Raw genomic sequence first — 15,414 nt, 5'->3', positions numbered from 1 at the left:
ACGTACAAGGCACTGATGGAGCTTATTCGCGGCATTCACAATATCAAGCCCCGTCACCGGGGCTGTGTATTGACCATAGGCAACTTCGATGGGGTTCATCAGGGGCATCACGCGGTGTTGGCCCGTTTGCAGGAGAAGGCCGCCCAACTTGGCCTGCCGGCCTGCGTCATGTTGTTCGAACCCCAGCCGCTGGAGCTGTTTGCGGGCAGTGCCGCGCCCGCCCGCCTCAGCCGCTGGCGGGAGAAGTACGAAGCCCTCAAGGGAATGCAGATCGATCGCATGCTCTGCGTGCGTTTCACCCATCGTTTTGCTGAGCAGGCGGCCAGCACCTTCATCGAGCAACTGCTGGTGGAGAAACTCGGCGTGCACTATCTGGTGGTCGGCGACGATTTTCGCTTCGGCAAGGGGCGGGAAGGGGACTTCCACCTGCTGGAGGAGGCCGGTCGGCGCTTCGGGTTCGAGGTGATCAGCACCCAGAGTTTCCAGCTTTCCCGCCAGCGGGTCAGCAGCACCCTGGTGCGCGAGGCCCTGAAAGCGGGCCGCATGGCGGAGGTGGAGTTGATGCTCGGTCGCCCCTATGCCATCAGCGGCCGGGTGGCCCATGGCGACAAGCTGGGGCGCACCATAGGTTTTCCCACCGCGAATCTGGCCCTCAAACGCCAGGTTGTCCCGGTCGGTGGCGTGTTTGCGGTGGAAGTGATATGTTCCGGCAAGACTTTCCCCGGTGTCGCCAATGTGGGTGTACGTCCGACCTTGAGCGGTACACAAGCCAGATTGGAAGTACATCTATTTGATTTTTCTGGTGATCTATATGGTCAGCAGGTCAAGGTGCTGCTTCGCCACAAGCTGCGCGAAGAGCAGAAATTTGACTCTTTCACCGCCTTGAAAGAGCAGATCGAACGAGATGCCCTGGCGGCCCGAGCCTGGTTCGGGCTGCCACAATTTCATTTACCCAGCACTCTTTTAGAAAAGAAGGGAACCCAGGACTGATGAGCGACTATAAACACACCCTGAATCTGCCGGAAACCGAGTTTCCGATGCGTGGCGATCTGGCCAAACGCGAACCCAACATGTTGAAACGTTGGTACGATCAGGATCTTTACGGCGCCATTCGCCGCGCCAAAGCGGGTAAGCCTTCTTTCATTCTGCACGATGGCCCCCCCTATGCGAACGGCAGCATTCACATCGGTCATTCGGTCAACAAGATCCTCAAAGACATCATCATCAAGTCCAAGGGCCTCTCTGGCTTCGATTCCCCCTATGTGCCGGGCTGGGATTGCCACGGTCTGCCCATCGAGCTGAAAGTGGAAGGCATGGTCGGCAAGCCGGGCGAGAAGGTTTCCGCCGCCGAGTTCCGCGCCGAGTGCCGCAAATACGCCAAGACCCAGATCGAAGCGCAGAAGACCGACTTCATCCGTCTGGGCGTGCTGGGTGACTGGGAACACCCCTACCTGACCATGGATTTTGGGACCGAAGCCAACATCATCCGTTCCATGGCCAAGATCGTTGAAAACGGCCACCTGCATAAAGGCTCCAAGCCGGTGCACTGGTGTACCGATTGCGGCTCCGCGCTGGCTGAAGCAGAAGTGGAGTACTACGACAAGAACTCCCCCTCCATCGACGTGCGCTTCAAGGCCGTCGACGAGGCTGCCGTTGCCGCCAAGTTTGATTGCGCCGAAGGCCACACCGGCAAGGGCGCGCTCTCTGCCGTGATCTGGACCACTACCCCGTGGACCCTGCCGGCCAACCGCGCCATCGCCATGCATGCCGATCTCGACTACGCGCTGGTGCAGGTTGAGGGCGACAATCCCGAGCGTCTGATCCTGGCCGCCGAGCTGGTGAAGGATGTGATGGATCGCGCAGGCATCGATCACTTCCACAACCTGGGTTACGCCAAGGGTGCCGCACTCGAGCTGCTGCGCTTCAACCACCCCTTCTACAGCTTTGACGTACCTGTGGTGCTGGGTGACCACGTTACCCTGGACGCCGGTACCGGCGCGGTGCACACCGCCCCTGGTCACGGTCAGGAAGACTTCGTGGTCGGTCAGAAGTACGGTCTGGAAGTGGCCAACCCGGTTGGCAGCAACGGCGTCTATCTGCCGGATACCGAACTGTTTGCCGGCCAGCACGTGTTCAAGGCCAACGCCTCCGTGGTCGAGGTGCTGACCGAGCGCGGTGCCCTGCTGCACCACAAGGTATTCAACCACTCTTACCCGCACTGCTGGCGTCACAAGACCCCGATCATCTTCCGTGCCACCCCCCAGTGGTTCATCAGCATGGAGCAGAAGGGTCTGCGCAAGCGTGCTCTGGAAGAGATCGAGCGTATCGAGAAAGAGGGCATTGCCGAACACGGCCAGAGCGGCTGGGTCCCGGCCTGGGGCAAGAATCGCATCCAGGCGATGGTCGAGAACCGTCCCGACTGGTGTATCTCCCGTCAGCGTACCTGGGGCGTGCCCATCTCCCTGTTCGTTCACAAGGATACCCAGGCGCTGCACCCGGATTCCGTGCGCCTGATGGAAGAGGTGGCCAAGCGGGTCGAGCAGTCCGGCATCCAGGCCTGGTGGGATCTGGACAAGGCCGAGCTGCTGGGCGTCGATGCCGACAACTACGAGAAGGTGCCCGACACCCTGGACGTCTGGTTTGACTCCGGCTCTACCCATGCCTCCGTGGTCGATGCCCGTCCCGAGTTCAACGGCAAGCCGGCCGACATGTATCTGGAAGGCTCTGACCAGCACCGTGGCTGGTTCATGTCATCCTTGATGATCGGCGTGGCGATGAAAGACAAGGCTCCCTACAACCAGGTGCTGACTCACGGCTTCACCGTGGATGGTCAGGGCCGCAAGATGTCCAAGTCCATCGGCAACGTGGTAAGCCCGCAAGATGTGATGAACAAGCTGGGTGCCGACATCCTGCGTCTGTGGGTAGCGAGCACTGACTACACCGGCGAGATGACCGTCTCCGACGAGATCCTCAAGCGCTCCGCCGACGCCTATCGTCGTATCCGCAACACTGCCCGTTTCCTCTTGGCCAACCTGAACGGCTTCAATCCGGCGACCGACATGGTGGCGCCTGCCGACATGGTCGTGGTGGATCGCTGGGCCGTAGGCCGTGCCAAAGCGGTACAAACCGAGATCGTGACCGCGTTCGATGAGTACAACTTCCACGGCGTGACCCAGAAGCTGATGCAGTTCTGCTCCATCGAGATGGGTTCCTTCTATCTGGACGTCATCAAGGATCGTCAGTATACCGCCAAGGCTGACAGCCTGGCCCGTCGCTCCTGCCAGACCGCCCTCTATCACATCGCCGAAGCCATGGTGCGTTGGATGGCGCCCATCATGAGCTTCACTGCCGACGAGATCTGGGCCCTGCTGCCGGGCGAGCGCGGCGAGTTCGTGTTCACCGAGGAGTGGTACGACGGCCTGTTCGGGCTGGAAGCGGGCGAAGTGCTGAACGACGAGTTCTGGGCCGAGATCCTCACCGTGCGCGGTGAAGTGAACAAGGCGCTGGAAGTGGCCCGTGGCGAGAAGCGCATCGGCGGTTCTCTGCAGGCCGAACTGACCCTGTTCGCCAAGCCTGAGCTGGCCGCGCGTCTGAACGCATTGGCCGATGAGCTGCGCTTCGTGCTGCTCACCTCCAAGGCCAAGGTAGTCAGCGTCGATGCCGCACCGGCAGAGGCCGTGGCAACCGAGCGCGATGACCTGTGGCTCTGCGTGGCCCAGTCTGCCGCCGCCAAGTGCGATCGCTGCTGGCACCATGTGGAAGACGTGGGCACCATCGCGGGGCACGAAGAGATCTGTGGCCGCTGCGTCACCAACGTCGAGGGTGACGGCGAAACGCGTCAATTTGCCTGATGAACATGACTCAACATAAAAGTGGCCTGCGTTGGCTGTGGCTGGCGGTGCTGGCCTTCGTACTGGACCAGGCGAGCAAGCTCGCCGTGGTCAAGCTGCTGCCGTTTGGCTACCCGGGGGTGGAGATCACCCCCTTCTTCAACCTGGTCCATGTCTACAACAAGGGAGCGGCTTTCAGCTTCCTGGCAGATCAGGGAGGCTGGCAGCGTTGGTTCTTCGCCGTGCTGGCGTTCGCCATCTGCGGTCTGCTGATCCACTGGCTACGCAAGCAGTCGGTCACCCAGCGCTGGAGCGGTATCGCCTACAGCCTGATCATCGGCGGGGCGCTCGGCAACGTGTTTGACCGGCTGGTGCTGGGCCATGTGGTCGACTTCCTCGACTTTTACTGGCAGCGCGCCCACTGGCCGGCGTTCAATCTGGCCGACAGCTTCATCTTCATCGGTGCCGCCATGATCGTGCTGGACGGCTTCCGTGGCGAGAAAAAACAGGACGCGACCTCATGAGCCAGCTGATTGCTGCGGACAGCAGTGTGCTGTTCCATTTCTCTATCAAACTGGAAGATGGCTCGGTGGCCGACAGCACGGCGCTGCACGGCAAGCCTGCCCGTCTGCGGATGGGAGACGGTAGTCTGACGCCGAGCTTCGAGCAATGCCTGCTGGGGCTGCGCGAAGGGGAGAGCAAGAGCTTTACCCTGGCGCCGGAAGAGGCGTTCGGCCTCTCCAATCCCGACAACATCTACCATCTCGATCGCGCCAAATTCGGTAACGAAGTTGAGCCCAAGGTGGGTACCATCATTCTGTTCGACCAGCCCAACGGCAGCGAACTGCCCGGGATCATCCGGGCGGTGGAAGGGATGTCGGTCACGGTCGATTTCAACCACCCCCTGGCCGGTCACACCGTCACCTTCGAGGTGGAGATCCTGGGAGTTGATGACGAGGAGAAGGTGCACTGATGGATATTCTGCTGGCTAACCCCCGTGGCTTCTGTGCCGGTGTCGACCGGGCCATCAGCATCGTCGAGAGCGCGCTGGAGAAGTTCGGTGCCCCCATCTATGTCCGTCACGAAGTGGTGCACAACCGCTACGTGGTGAACAAGCTCAAGGAGGCGGGTGCCGTTTTCGTCGAAGAGCTGGACGAGGTGCCGGATGACAGCATCGTCATCTTCTCCGCTCACGGTGTCGCCAAGGTCGTGCGCGAGATGGCCAAATCCCGCGCCCTCAAGGTGTTCGATGCCACCTGTCCGCTGGTGACCAAGGTGCACATGGAGGTCCATCGCGCCAGTCGCAAGGGCTCCGAAGCCGTGCTCATCGGCCATGCCGGCCACCCCGAGGTGATCGGCACCATGGGACAGTACGAGAACAGTGAGGGTGGCATGTATCTGGTGGAGACGCCGGAAGATGTGGCCAAACTCAAGGTGAAGAACCCGGACGACCTCTGTTTCGTCACCCAGACGACACTCAGCGTGGATGAGACGTCAGACGTCATCGATGCCTTGCGTGCGCACTTCCCCAAGATCCAGGGGCCGCGCAAGGATGACATCTGCTACGCCACCCAGAACCGCCAGGATGCGGTGCGGGAGATGGCCGGGCTGGTGGATGCCATGCTGGTGGTGGGATCGCGCAACTCTTCCAACTCCAACCGACTGCGGGAGCTGGCCGAGAAGGTGGGCGCCAAGGCCTACCTCATCGACGACGCCTCCATGATTGAGCCGCAATGGCTGGACGGAGTTGCCCGTATCGGGGTCACGGCGGGTGCGTCAGCCCCCGATGTGCTTGTTCAGAATGTCATTGCCCGTCTGCGCGAGCTGGGAGGCAAGATAGTGACCGAGCATCCTGGCCGGGAAGAGAATGTGGTGTTTGAAGTGCCGCCCGAGCTTAGAATTATTTAAATGTGGCCAGGATGGCCTGAGAATAAAGAGTTATGTTCCTGATGCCGGATTTGTCGTTGCGACCTATCCGGCATTAGACTATATGAACCGCCAGTCACCAAGGATGGGATATGATTGGGTTCTATCGAGGCTTTTCTCTCATTGAATTGATGATTGTCGTCGCAATCGTGGCGATTCTTGGCACTATTGCCTATCCCTCCTATCAGCGTTACCTGCTGTCCAGCCACCGAATTGATGCCAAAAAAATGCTGTTGGACGCCGCCAACAGACAAGAAACCTATTTTATGGATTTCAATCGGTATACCTCATCCGCAGCCGACTTGAATATCTCGGAGAACTCCGAATCCGGCTTCTATCACCTGGTCATCTCGGCCGGGGTCAATACATACATCCTGTTTGCCACGGCCTCTGGTGCACAGGGGTCAGACAGCGACTGCATCATTTTCTCCATCGACCAGGATGGTACCCGGAGTGCCACGCGGCTCGGGGATACTGTCAACAATGCTTGCTGGGACTAGGCGATGAAACCACTGCGTCATCGACACATAAGGGGATTCAGCCTGCTGGAGGTGCTGATTGCGGCCGTGGTGCTCTCCTTCGGCTTGCTGGGATTGGTTGCCATGCAGGTCACCGCCAAGTTTTCCAGCTACGAAGCGCGTCAGCGCACCATCGCCATCTGGCTAGCCAATGATCTGGTGGAACGCGCCAGGATCAACAAAGACAGCTGGGCTGGTCAGGGAACGACAGTGGTATCCGGCAACGCGATCCTGGATATGCCGAGCTGTGCCAACAACAATGGCACCATGTCGGATTGCAGCAGGACAGAGCGGCAGGCACTGGACCTCTTCTACTGGCAGCAGTCCCTGCTGGGAACCGCGGTATCCGGTGCCGCGTCACCTCTGCAATCTCCGGTAGGCTGCGTGATTCGTGGCGCCAACAACAGTTTGACCATAGGGATCTTCTGGCAGGGGCGGGAGTCTTTGTCCGATGGTGCCGGTGCAGTTGCCGCGGTGCGCAACAGTTGTGGGCTGGGCAATGCGGCAGACAGACAGAGGCGTCAGTTCGTACTGACGACCACACTATGAATGCCCGCGGCTTCACCCTGATTGAATGGTTGATTGCCATGTTGATTGGCGTATTTCTGGTCGGTGGCGGCTTGAGCATCTTCGTGGCTTCCCGTGCCACAACGGAGGATGCTTTCGATCAGAGCGAGTTGCAGGAGAATGGACGTATTGCGATGCGTCTGGTGACCCAGGACCTGAAGTGGGCGGGCTTCTGGGGGGACTACACCGGTTCCCCCATGGCAACGGGGCAAGGCGTGACTCTCAGCAGCGGGTCTACGGTGCTTTCGGCGAACGATTGTCTGGACAATTTGGGGCGTGGCAGCTTGCCACCCAGCGTGGGAACAAATCGGGGGGTCTGGGTCGCTCGGGTGGACAACAACAGGGCGATTAACGGGGGGGCTTTTGCCTGTATTCCCGTGACGTCACGTATTGCCAATACGGATGTCATCAGCATCAAGCGATTGATTGGGCAGCCCCTGGCCGATGCCGCAGCTACTGGCAATCGCTTCTATCTTGCTACTACGACGCAAGCGGCGCTGATGTTCAAAGGGGGAGAAACAGTGCCCACGATGACAGATATGCCGGCTCGTCAGCTCTGGGAATATCAGCACTTTATCTATTATCTCGCTCCCAATGCCGCAGGCAACCCGGAACTGAGAAAGCGTTATCTGACAGCCAATGGGGGCTCGGTTCTGATCGGAGGCCCCATGGCGGAAGGGATTGAGCGCATGACGGTGTTGTTTGGTGTTGACGACACTCCTGTTGCCGATGGGGTTATTGATCGCTATGTCGCGTCTACAAACGTGACCGAGCAGGAATGGAGTGAAGGGCGTGTCGTTGCTGCTCGTGTCTTTATTCTGGTGCGATCATCGCAAGCATCCAGCAGTTATGTGAACAACAACATCTATCAGGTAGGCAGTACCAGCGTATCAGGCAATGGGGATGGATTTCGTCGTTTGCTGCTGGAGAGCAGCGTGTCGCTGCGTAACCCGGTGGTCATGACTGGAGGTGGTTCATGAGGTCTCAGCATGGCGTAGCCCTGATCGTCGCTCTGATCATCCTGGTACCTCTGACGCTGATCGCCGTGGTGGTGATGCAGTCCTCCGGGCAGGATCTCAAGATGGCAGGCTCTGCGGCCAATTTCAGGCAGGCAGAACACAGACTGGAAGGCATCATCGAAGCGGCGGTACAGAGCAATAACATATCGACGGTGATTGCAGGCATGGGGTCTGCGCTGGGGGCGAGTGCTGCCATCAGTGTCAATAGCAGCAATAATTCAGCCAGTGTGGCCCTCACCAATCGTACGGAAACTGTCTGCAAACGCAAGGTGGATGCCAGCAGCAGCAATGTGATTCCTGTATGCAAATATGTCGAGCTACAGGCCGGTGTCAATTATGGAAAATATTCTCGCCCGCTGACCTGGACTGCGGGTGTGGAACAGCCACTGCTCACAAAATAGGAGCGAAGGATATGTGGTTACAACGATTCGGTTCAATTTTATGCTGGTGCAGTCTTGTTTTTGGCATGACGTCAACACGAGCCGATGACACCGAGCTTTTTATATACGACTTTAATAAGGCTGGTGATTTCAGACCTAAAGTGCTGTTGATATTTGATAACTCCGGCAGTATGGCTGACACCATGGAACAGATAAAGGAAGCTTATAATCCAGCGACTGTTTATCCAGCCTTAAGCAATGATCCCGACAAAAGCAATACTAAACAATATATCTATTTTTCAACCGATGGGAGCATTCCCGCTATTAATAGCAACAAGCGTTTCTCCGACAAACTGAACGCTTGTGCCACCTCCAAGGGACCTCTTGCAAGTATCGGTTATTTTCAGTCGCAAGTCTGGACTTATGAAGTGACAAACGGCAGTCCTCCGGGGAGAGGGAGAGGGAGCTGGTATTCAATTAGTGGTTATCAGGAAAACAACATCGACTTGGTCGATTGCAAGCAGGATGTCACCGCAAATAACCCTGCGAACCCATACACAGGCACCTGGAGTGTTGGCACCGGGTATCCGGTCAATAAAACCAGCAATAATCAAGGCTCATGGTTTTATACAGCGGCAACAAGAGATTCTGTTAATGCCAGCAATACAGCCGTAGTGCTTTATTCTGCCAACTATATCAGGTGGTATTACGGGCCTACGGGTTACTCTATAGAATCTCGTCTGCGTATTGCCAAAGATGCAGTCAAAGGATTGATATCATCTGCACCCGGGGTTGATTTTGGTCTGGCTATTTTCAACAGGAATGACAGTAGCAGTACCAATGGCGGCAGAGTTGTCCGGGATATTCTGGGTAGCGAGATCACGTTGTCGAATGGCAAGACCGGAGAACAAGACCTGCTCGACAGGGTCGAAGGACTGACCGCCAGTACCAACACACCATTATGTGAGACGTTGAGTGAGGCGTATCGCTTCTTCGGGGGACGAAGCGTTGTTTATGGCTTGCAAGGAGGCACGCGAGATACGACCGCCGAAAGCCCGACAGGTACCTATCAAGCCCCCTATGACAACTGCTCAAACAACGGTTACGTCATATACATCACCGATGGAGAGCCGACTCAGGACGGGGATGCCAATACCTTTGTCCAAGGATTGATAAATACATTGTCCAGCGATGAAAAAGCAGCTTATGGCACTACCGTTACTTATGGGTCAGGGAACAGGTCCAGCAGCTATCTGGCCGCATTGGCGGGTTATATGAAACACAAGGATGTGAATGCCGTTTCCCCTGGTACCCAGACAGTCACGACCTTTACCGTCGGGTTTGGTGACGAGGCGATAAGCGGGGCCGGTAATTTGCTTGCTGAAACTGCCCGTCGTGGTGGCGGCGTTTATTATCCGGCAACCAACGCCTCTGCCTTGAGTGATGCGTTGAAGGCATCGCTGCTGGCGATCCTGCGGATCAATACCTCGCTGGTGTCCCCCGCCATTGCCAGCAACAACTTTGACCGGACACGCAGTCTCAACAACATCTACTACGCCATGTTTGAGCCGGATGATGGTCCCAGATGGCGGGGCAATCTGAAAAAACTGATCTTTTCTCCTGACGGTTATGTGGCTGACAGCCGGGGACTGCCTGCTATCAAGTTTGATGGCACCATCATCGACAGTGCCCAGACTTTCTGGTCATCCGGCCGTGACGGGAACGTTGTGGCCGAAGGTGGGGCGCAAGAGATGTTGGCGGGAAAAAGCAACCGCAGTCTCTATGTCATCAACAATGCCCAGACCCGTCTCGATCAGCTGACCAAGGCAAATCTGGTGACGCAGGCTGGCAGTGAAGCCGCGCTCATGACCTTCATGCAGGCAGTTACGACGACTGAACTCGATTCCCTGATCAACTGGACCAAGGGGTTGGATGTCGACGATGAGGACTTTGATACATCAACCCTGATCCGCACCCATATCATGGGTGACCCCCTTCACTCACGTCCTCTGGTGCTGAACTATGGCCCGCAATCCGGCAGCCCGACGGATGCGCCGGACTTGCGTATTCTGTTTGGGACCAATGCCGGTTTTCTGCATATGTTCAAGGACATGGGGAGCACCATAGACGAAAGCTGGGCGGCGATACCTTATGAGTTCATGGCCAATCAGAAGGCGCTGCGTCTCAATGCGGAATCAGCCGAACATATCTACGGTGTTGACTCTTCTCCGGTGGCCCTTATCAAAGATGCCAATCGCAACGGGGTGCTGAAATCCTCGGAGAGCGATTTTGTATGGGTATTCACCGGCTTGAGGAGCGGCGGCAAAGCCTATTATGCATTCAACGTTTCCAGCCCGGATACGCCGACACTGAAATGGCGTCTGAACAGTCTGACGACTGGTTTTGGTGAGCTGGGGCTGACCTGGTCGGTGCCGGAAGTCGCGTTTGTGCCGGGAGTCAGTGACCCCGTGCTTATCTTTGCTGGCGGTTATGACGTGAACAAGAGCGTGCTGGGATTGGGAACCAGTGACAGCATGGGGAGAGGTATCTACATCGTCAATGCCGATACTGGGGCGCTGATATTCAGTGCGACCCCTGCTGCGACTTCAACCAGCAACCTCAGGGTCACGGGGATGACCGACAGTATGCCCGGGTCGGTAGCTACGCTTGACAGCGATGGTGATGGCAAAGTCGATCGCATCTATGTGGGTGATACGGGGGGCAATATCTGGCGCATGGATCTCCCAGGCACCAACAAATCTGACTGGAGCGTCTTCAAATTTGCCAGCCTGGGGTCGGATGTCACTCAAGCCGATGATCGCCGTTTCTTCACCCAGCCTATCGTGGTGCGTACCATCAACAAGCAGGTCACCCGCACCGTTGTGGGAGGGAATGTGGTCTACTCCTATCAGGATCGTCCCTTTGATGCAGTGCTGATTGGGAGTGGAGACCGCAATCGCCCCTCATCGGAAGCGACTGTCCGCAATGGCTATTTCATGTTGCGTGATTATGATGTCGTGCCGCGTGCCGCCAATGCGCAGGCGAGAAGCCCCATCTTGATTACTGACCTCTATGATGTGACCTCTGATCCTTTGTCTGCCCAGACAAATACGGATGGAATATTGGCGACCAAGGCGGGAATTACCACTGCCAAAGGGTGGGTCAATTGGTTGAACGAACCGGGTGAGAAATCCATGGGGGCCGGGGTCGTACTTCAGGGCAAGCTTTACTTCACCTCGTTCCTGCCGCAAGTGCAGTCGTTCCAGCAATGCACCATTCAATCCATCGGGGCTGCACGCCAATACATGGTAGACATGCATTATGGCAGTTCCTTCCGTTATGTGGTTGATCTTGAAGGCAACCAGACACCTGAGCGTTATGTCGAAGTACAGAACAAGGTTGCCGACGATTTGGTGGTGCATGCAGGAGACGATGCCAAGATCCGCATTATTGGAGGCGGTGTCGGGGAAGAGGTCATCCTGAAAGATGAAGGGGATGGTGAGCCTGAGCGTTGTACCGGAGCGGGAGAGTGCAACCAGGGGGCAGAGGAGGCTGAGATGGATATGTCGCCCAAGAAAATTTACCTCTACGAAGGAGAGGCGCAATGAAAACACGCAGCGGGGTGTTGGGTTTGTGCCTCTTGTTATCCGGGTCCGTCTTGGCAGATGACATAAAATGTTATGTCGAGCTGGTTAACGGCCAGAAGGTTGTCCTGCACGGTACTGTGGCAGACAACACGCCAAAGGCGGTGCAGGATAAATTCAAACAAAGAGGATACGAGGTGGATGGTGCGGTACAGCCTGTGAAGAAAATCCTGGAATGCCGCACTGCGGAGGAAAATTTCCAGTCAAAAGAGGGTCAGCAACAGGATGCCCGTCAACTGCGATAGCGAAGGACTTCATTCAGAGGCAGATATTTGCCTGGGTAGATTGGGTGGTGCGGCCGGAGGGAGAGATGACCAGATTTATCTGGGCATTTCCTGAACGACACAGCGTGATGGTGGCATTGGTACCCAGGCTGGTGCCATCAGGGCTGAAGGTAGTGGAAGTTCGATTGTTTGCAGCAGTCAGCGAGTCAGATAGCTGAGGGCTTCTTGCCAGAATCTGCTCACCGTTATTGAAAATGTCATTGCCATTACCGTCGACGAACACGAGGAATTGGGTCGGATTGGCGGTGACACAATTGTCACTGGCATTGGCAAGGCACACAGTGACAGATTGCTGGTTGTCGATGGCTTGGCTACGAGCAAAACGCAGATATTTCAAGAGTGTGCGAGATTCAAATTTCAAGGCATTCTCATTGAGCAGGCTCGACATGGCCGGTGCACCAATACCAAGCAAGATGACCCCCAGACTGACGGCGATCATCAGTTCCAGCAGGGTGAATCCTTTCTCGTCCTTGATCATGGCAATATCTCCCTCGATTAGTTACATCTTATCTCCAGACAGCCAGAACACCAGCGCAAAGCCCAAGTGTTGAGCTGGCACAGCCAGCGCCTTTTCTTTATCATTCCCCATCATTTTCGAATTCAAGATGCATCGCCATGGCAAAAGCCCTCTCTCTGATGCTTGCCCAGTTAAATCTGACGGTAGGCGCCATCGAAGATAACTGTGACAAGGTACTGGCGGCAGCAGCCCTGGCCGATCAGCAAGGGGCCGATCTGCTGGTTTGCTCCGAGCTGGCCTTGACAGGATACCCGCCTGAGGATCTGCTGTTGCGCGCCGACCTGATGATCCGGGTCGAGGCCGCTCTGTCCCGCATCGCGGCATGGCAGGGACAATGTGCCATTCTGGTGGGCCATCCCTGGCGCGAAGAGGGGGCGCTTTACAATACGGCGTCTCTCTATGAGCTCGGTCAACTGCGGGCACGTTATTTCAAACAGGACTTGCCCAACTACGGGGTGTTCGACGAGAAGCGCTACTTCACTGCGGCGACCGATACCTGTGTGGTGTCGTTCCGTGGCCATCAGCTGGGTTTGCTCATCTGCGAAGATCTCTGGCAGCCGGGTCCGGCGCTGGCCGCCAAGGCGGCGGGGGCCGAGCTGCTGCTCACCATCAATGCCTCTCCTTATGATCAGGAAAAACCCTGGATCCGCCGCGAACTGATGGCGGAACGCTGCGATCAGACCGGCCTACCGCTCATCTACCTCAACCAGGTATGCGGCCAGGACGAGCTGATCTTCGATGGCTGCTCCAAAGTGTTCAACAGCCAGGGCGAGCTGACCCACAAGCTTGCTCCGTTTGCCGAAGAGCTGGCGCTGGTGCGCTTTGCCGATGGTCAGCCGGTGAAGGAGCGGGAACCCGCCGCGCCGCTGGAGCCGTTGGCCGAGACCTATCAGGCCCTGGTGCTGGCGGTGCGCGACTATGTCACCAAGAACGGTTTTCAGGGCGCCGTGCTGGGCCTCTCCGGCGGCATCGACTCGGCGCTGACCCTGGCCATTGCGGCCGACGCCATCGGGGCGAACAAGGTGCAGGCGGTGATGATGCCGTTCCGCTACACCGCCCAAATGAGCGTGGAGGATGCCAAGGAGCAGGCCGAGCGGATGAGGGTGGAGTTCAACATCATCTCCATCGAACCCATGTTCGAAGGCTTCATGACCCAGCTGGCACCTCTGTTTGAAGGCACCGCCCGCGACACCACCGAAGAGAACCTGCAGGCCCGCTGCCGCGGTGTGCTCTTGATGGCGCTGTCCAACAAGCGCCGCCGTATCGTGCTGACCACTGGCAACAAGAGCGAGATGGCCGTGGGATACGCCACGCTGTATGGCGACATGGCGGGTGGCTTTGATGTGCTCAAGGACGTCCCCAAGACCCTGGTCTTCAAGCTGTGCGAATATCGCAACAGCGTGGAGTACGTGATCCCGCAGCGGGTCATCGATCGTCCCCCGTCGGCCGAACTGGCACCGGATCAGGTGGACCAGGACAGCCTGCCCCCCTATGACATTCTGGATGCCATCCTCAAGCGCTACGTGGAAGAGGATGCGTCTGTCGCCGACATGGTGGCGGAAGGTTTCGAAGAGGCGGTGGTACGCAAGGTGATCCGCCTGGTGGATCTCAACGAATACAAGCGCCGTCAGGCCGCCGTCGGCCCCCGCATCACTGCTCGCAACTTTGGTAAGGACCGCCGCTATCCCATCACGTCCGGGTTCGGCAAACAGAACTGGTAAGGAGTCACCATGAAGAAGATTGAAGCCATCATCAAACCGTTCAAGCTGGACGATGTACGCGAGGCCCTGGCCGAGATCGGCATCAACGGCATGACAGTGTCCGAGGTCAAGGGGTTCGGCCGCCAGAAGGGCCATACCGAGCTCTATCGCGGTGCCGAGTACATGGTCGACTTCCTGCCCAAGGTCAAGGTGGAGCTGGTGGTGCAGGACGAGGATCTCGATGCCTGCCTGGAAGCCATCCAGAACACAGCGCGTACCGGCAAGATCGGCGATGGCAAGATCTTCGTCTGCGAGGTGGAACGCGTCATTCGTATTCGTACTGGTGAAGAGAACGAAGACGCGATCTGATGTGGTGGATGTGCCCTGTGATGAACAGCAAGAGTCTGTCGTTCTGATGTCGTTGTACCGTATCGGGGTCGTGGCGGCGTGCTTGATGGCACTCACCGCGTGCAGTACCCGGCCGCCGGCCCAGCCGGAAAACCTGTGCCAGATCTTTCGGGAGAAACCCGAGTGGCACGAGGCGGCGCTCAAGATGAACGAGAAGTGGGGGACACCTGTCCAGGTAGTGATGGCCATGATGTACCAGGAATCTTCCTTCGTGCATGATGCCCAGCCGCCGATGCAGTATTTCCTCTTCATCCCCACCGGGCGGGCCAGTTCAGCCTACGGCTATGCCCAGGTGAAAGACGAAACCTGGGCCGACTACCAGCGGGAAACCGGCAACAGCTGGAGCGATCGCGACGACTTTGCCGACGCCATCGATTTCATGGGCTGGTACACTCACAAGGCACAGCGGCTCAACGGCACGTCCAAGTGGGATGCCTATGGCCAGTATCTCAATTATCACGAAGGCTGGGGGGGCTACCGACGTGGCAGCTACCGCAGCAAGGGATGGCTGATGAAGGTCTCCCGCAAGGTGGAGGCCCGTGCCCAGCGCTACGGTGCCCAGTATCGACAATGCAAGGATCAGCTCTCCAGCGGGGGCTGGTTCTGGTAACCAAATCAGGA

Annotated in this window: 15 protein-coding genes; 14 read left to right on the top strand and 1 reads right to left on the bottom strand. The window is 57.5% G+C overall.

What is annotated here, in order from left to right; all coding sequences use genetic code 11:
* Positions 1–15 precede the first annotated feature (15 nt).
* From ribF to I6L32_RS03910, 11 genes are all read left to right on the top strand, one after another.
* Positions 16–990, top strand: a complete 975-nt coding sequence (gene ribF, locus I6L32_RS03960; RefSeq protein WP_010673098.1) for a bifunctional riboflavin kinase/FAD synthetase — start codon at positions 16–18, stop codon at positions 988–990.
* Entirely contained in the window at positions 990–3,851 is a 2,862-nt protein-coding gene (gene ileS, locus I6L32_RS03955; RefSeq protein ID WP_049636459.1) for an isoleucine--tRNA ligase, read from the top strand. Before ribF ends, ileS begins: the two co-directional genes overlap by 1 nt.
* Positions 3,851–4,354, top strand: a complete 504-nt coding sequence (lspA, locus tag I6L32_RS03950; protein ID WP_010673100.1) for a signal peptidase II — start codon at positions 3,851–3,853, stop codon at positions 4,352–4,354. The genes ileS and lspA overlap by 1 nt, the downstream gene beginning before the upstream one ends.
* Positions 4,351–4,803, top strand: a complete 453-nt coding sequence (gene fkpB / locus I6L32_RS03945; protein ID WP_041210958.1) for an FKBP-type peptidyl-prolyl cis-trans isomerase — start codon at positions 4,351–4,353, stop codon at positions 4,801–4,803. Before lspA ends, fkpB begins: the two co-directional genes overlap by 4 nt.
* On the top strand, positions 4,803–5,738 hold the full coding sequence (gene ispH, locus I6L32_RS03940) for a 4-hydroxy-3-methylbut-2-enyl diphosphate reductase (protein ID WP_039039990.1): 936 nt from the start codon (positions 4,803–4,805) through the stop codon (positions 5,736–5,738). The genes fkpB and ispH overlap by 1 nt, the downstream gene beginning before the upstream one ends.
* 110 nt (positions 5,739–5,848) lie before the next feature.
* The gene (gene tppA / locus I6L32_RS03935) at positions 5,849–6,256 is read left to right on the top strand and encodes a type IVa pilus pseudopilin TppA (protein ID WP_039039991.1); all 408 of its coding nucleotides are present in this window, start codon (positions 5,849–5,851) and stop codon (positions 6,254–6,256) included.
* Positions 6,257–6,259: 3 nt separating this feature from the next.
* Entirely contained in the window at positions 6,260–6,823 is a 564-nt protein-coding gene (gene pilV / locus I6L32_RS03930; RefSeq protein ID WP_049636458.1) for a type IV pilus modification protein PilV, read from the top strand.
* On the top strand, positions 6,820–7,821 hold the full coding sequence (locus I6L32_RS03925; protein ID WP_080988614.1) for a PilW family protein: 1,002 nt from the start codon (positions 6,820–6,822) through the stop codon (positions 7,819–7,821). The genes pilV and I6L32_RS03925 overlap by 4 nt, the downstream gene beginning before the upstream one ends.
* Positions 7,818–8,261 carry a type IVa pilus pseudopilin TppD gene (tppD, locus tag I6L32_RS03920; RefSeq protein ID WP_049636457.1) on the top strand — a complete coding sequence of 148 codons (444 nt, stop codon included), beginning with the start codon at positions 7,818–7,820 and terminating at the stop codon, positions 8,259–8,261. The genes I6L32_RS03925 and tppD overlap by 4 nt, the downstream gene beginning before the upstream one ends.
* Positions 8,262–8,326: 65 nt before the next feature.
* Entirely contained in the window at positions 8,327–11,848 is a 3,522-nt protein-coding gene (locus tag I6L32_RS03915; protein WP_049636532.1) for a pilus assembly protein, read from the top strand.
* Positions 11,845–12,129 (top strand): TapY2 family type IVa secretion system protein, encoded by a 285-nt coding sequence (locus I6L32_RS03910; protein WP_041210962.1) that lies wholly within the window; start codon positions 11,845–11,847, stop codon positions 12,127–12,129. Before I6L32_RS03915 ends, I6L32_RS03910 begins: the two co-directional genes overlap by 4 nt.
* A 13-nt stretch (positions 12,130–12,142) precedes the next feature.
* Here I6L32_RS03910 and I6L32_RS03905 read toward each other — a convergent pair whose 3' ends face one another.
* On the bottom strand, positions 12,143–12,646 hold the full coding sequence (locus tag I6L32_RS03905) for a GspH/FimT family pseudopilin (protein ID WP_010673109.1): 504 nt from the start codon (positions 12,644–12,646) through the stop codon (positions 12,143–12,145).
* 137 nt (positions 12,647–12,783) lie between these two features.
* On the opposite strand from I6L32_RS03905, the gene I6L32_RS03900 reads away from it, so the two are divergent.
* The 3 genes from I6L32_RS03900 to I6L32_RS03890 are packed head-to-tail and all read left to right on the top strand — an operon-like array spanning position 12,784 to position 15,403.
* Complete coding sequence (locus tag I6L32_RS03900; protein WP_049636456.1) at positions 12,784–14,406, top strand: NAD+ synthase; 1,623 nt, start codon at positions 12,784–12,786, stop codon at positions 14,404–14,406.
* Positions 14,407–14,415: 9 nt separating this feature from the next.
* A complete protein-coding gene (gene glnB / locus I6L32_RS03895; RefSeq protein WP_005308848.1) occupies positions 14,416–14,754 on the top strand; it encodes a nitrogen regulatory protein P-II in 339 nt (112 codons plus the stop codon).
* Between the two features lie 46 nt (positions 14,755–14,800).
* Positions 14,801–15,403, top strand: a complete 603-nt coding sequence (locus I6L32_RS03890) for a transglycosylase SLT domain-containing protein (RefSeq protein ID WP_049636455.1) — start codon at positions 14,801–14,803, stop codon at positions 15,401–15,403.
* The last annotated feature ends 11 nt before the right edge of the window (positions 15,404–15,414 follow it).

The sequence above is a fragment of the Aeromonas sp. FDAARGOS 1402 genome, from assembly GCF_019046925.1.
Classification (GTDB): Bacteria; Pseudomonadota; Gammaproteobacteria; order Enterobacterales; family Aeromonadaceae; genus Aeromonas; species Aeromonas caviae.
This window is presented reverse-complemented; position numbering and strand designations above follow the sequence as displayed.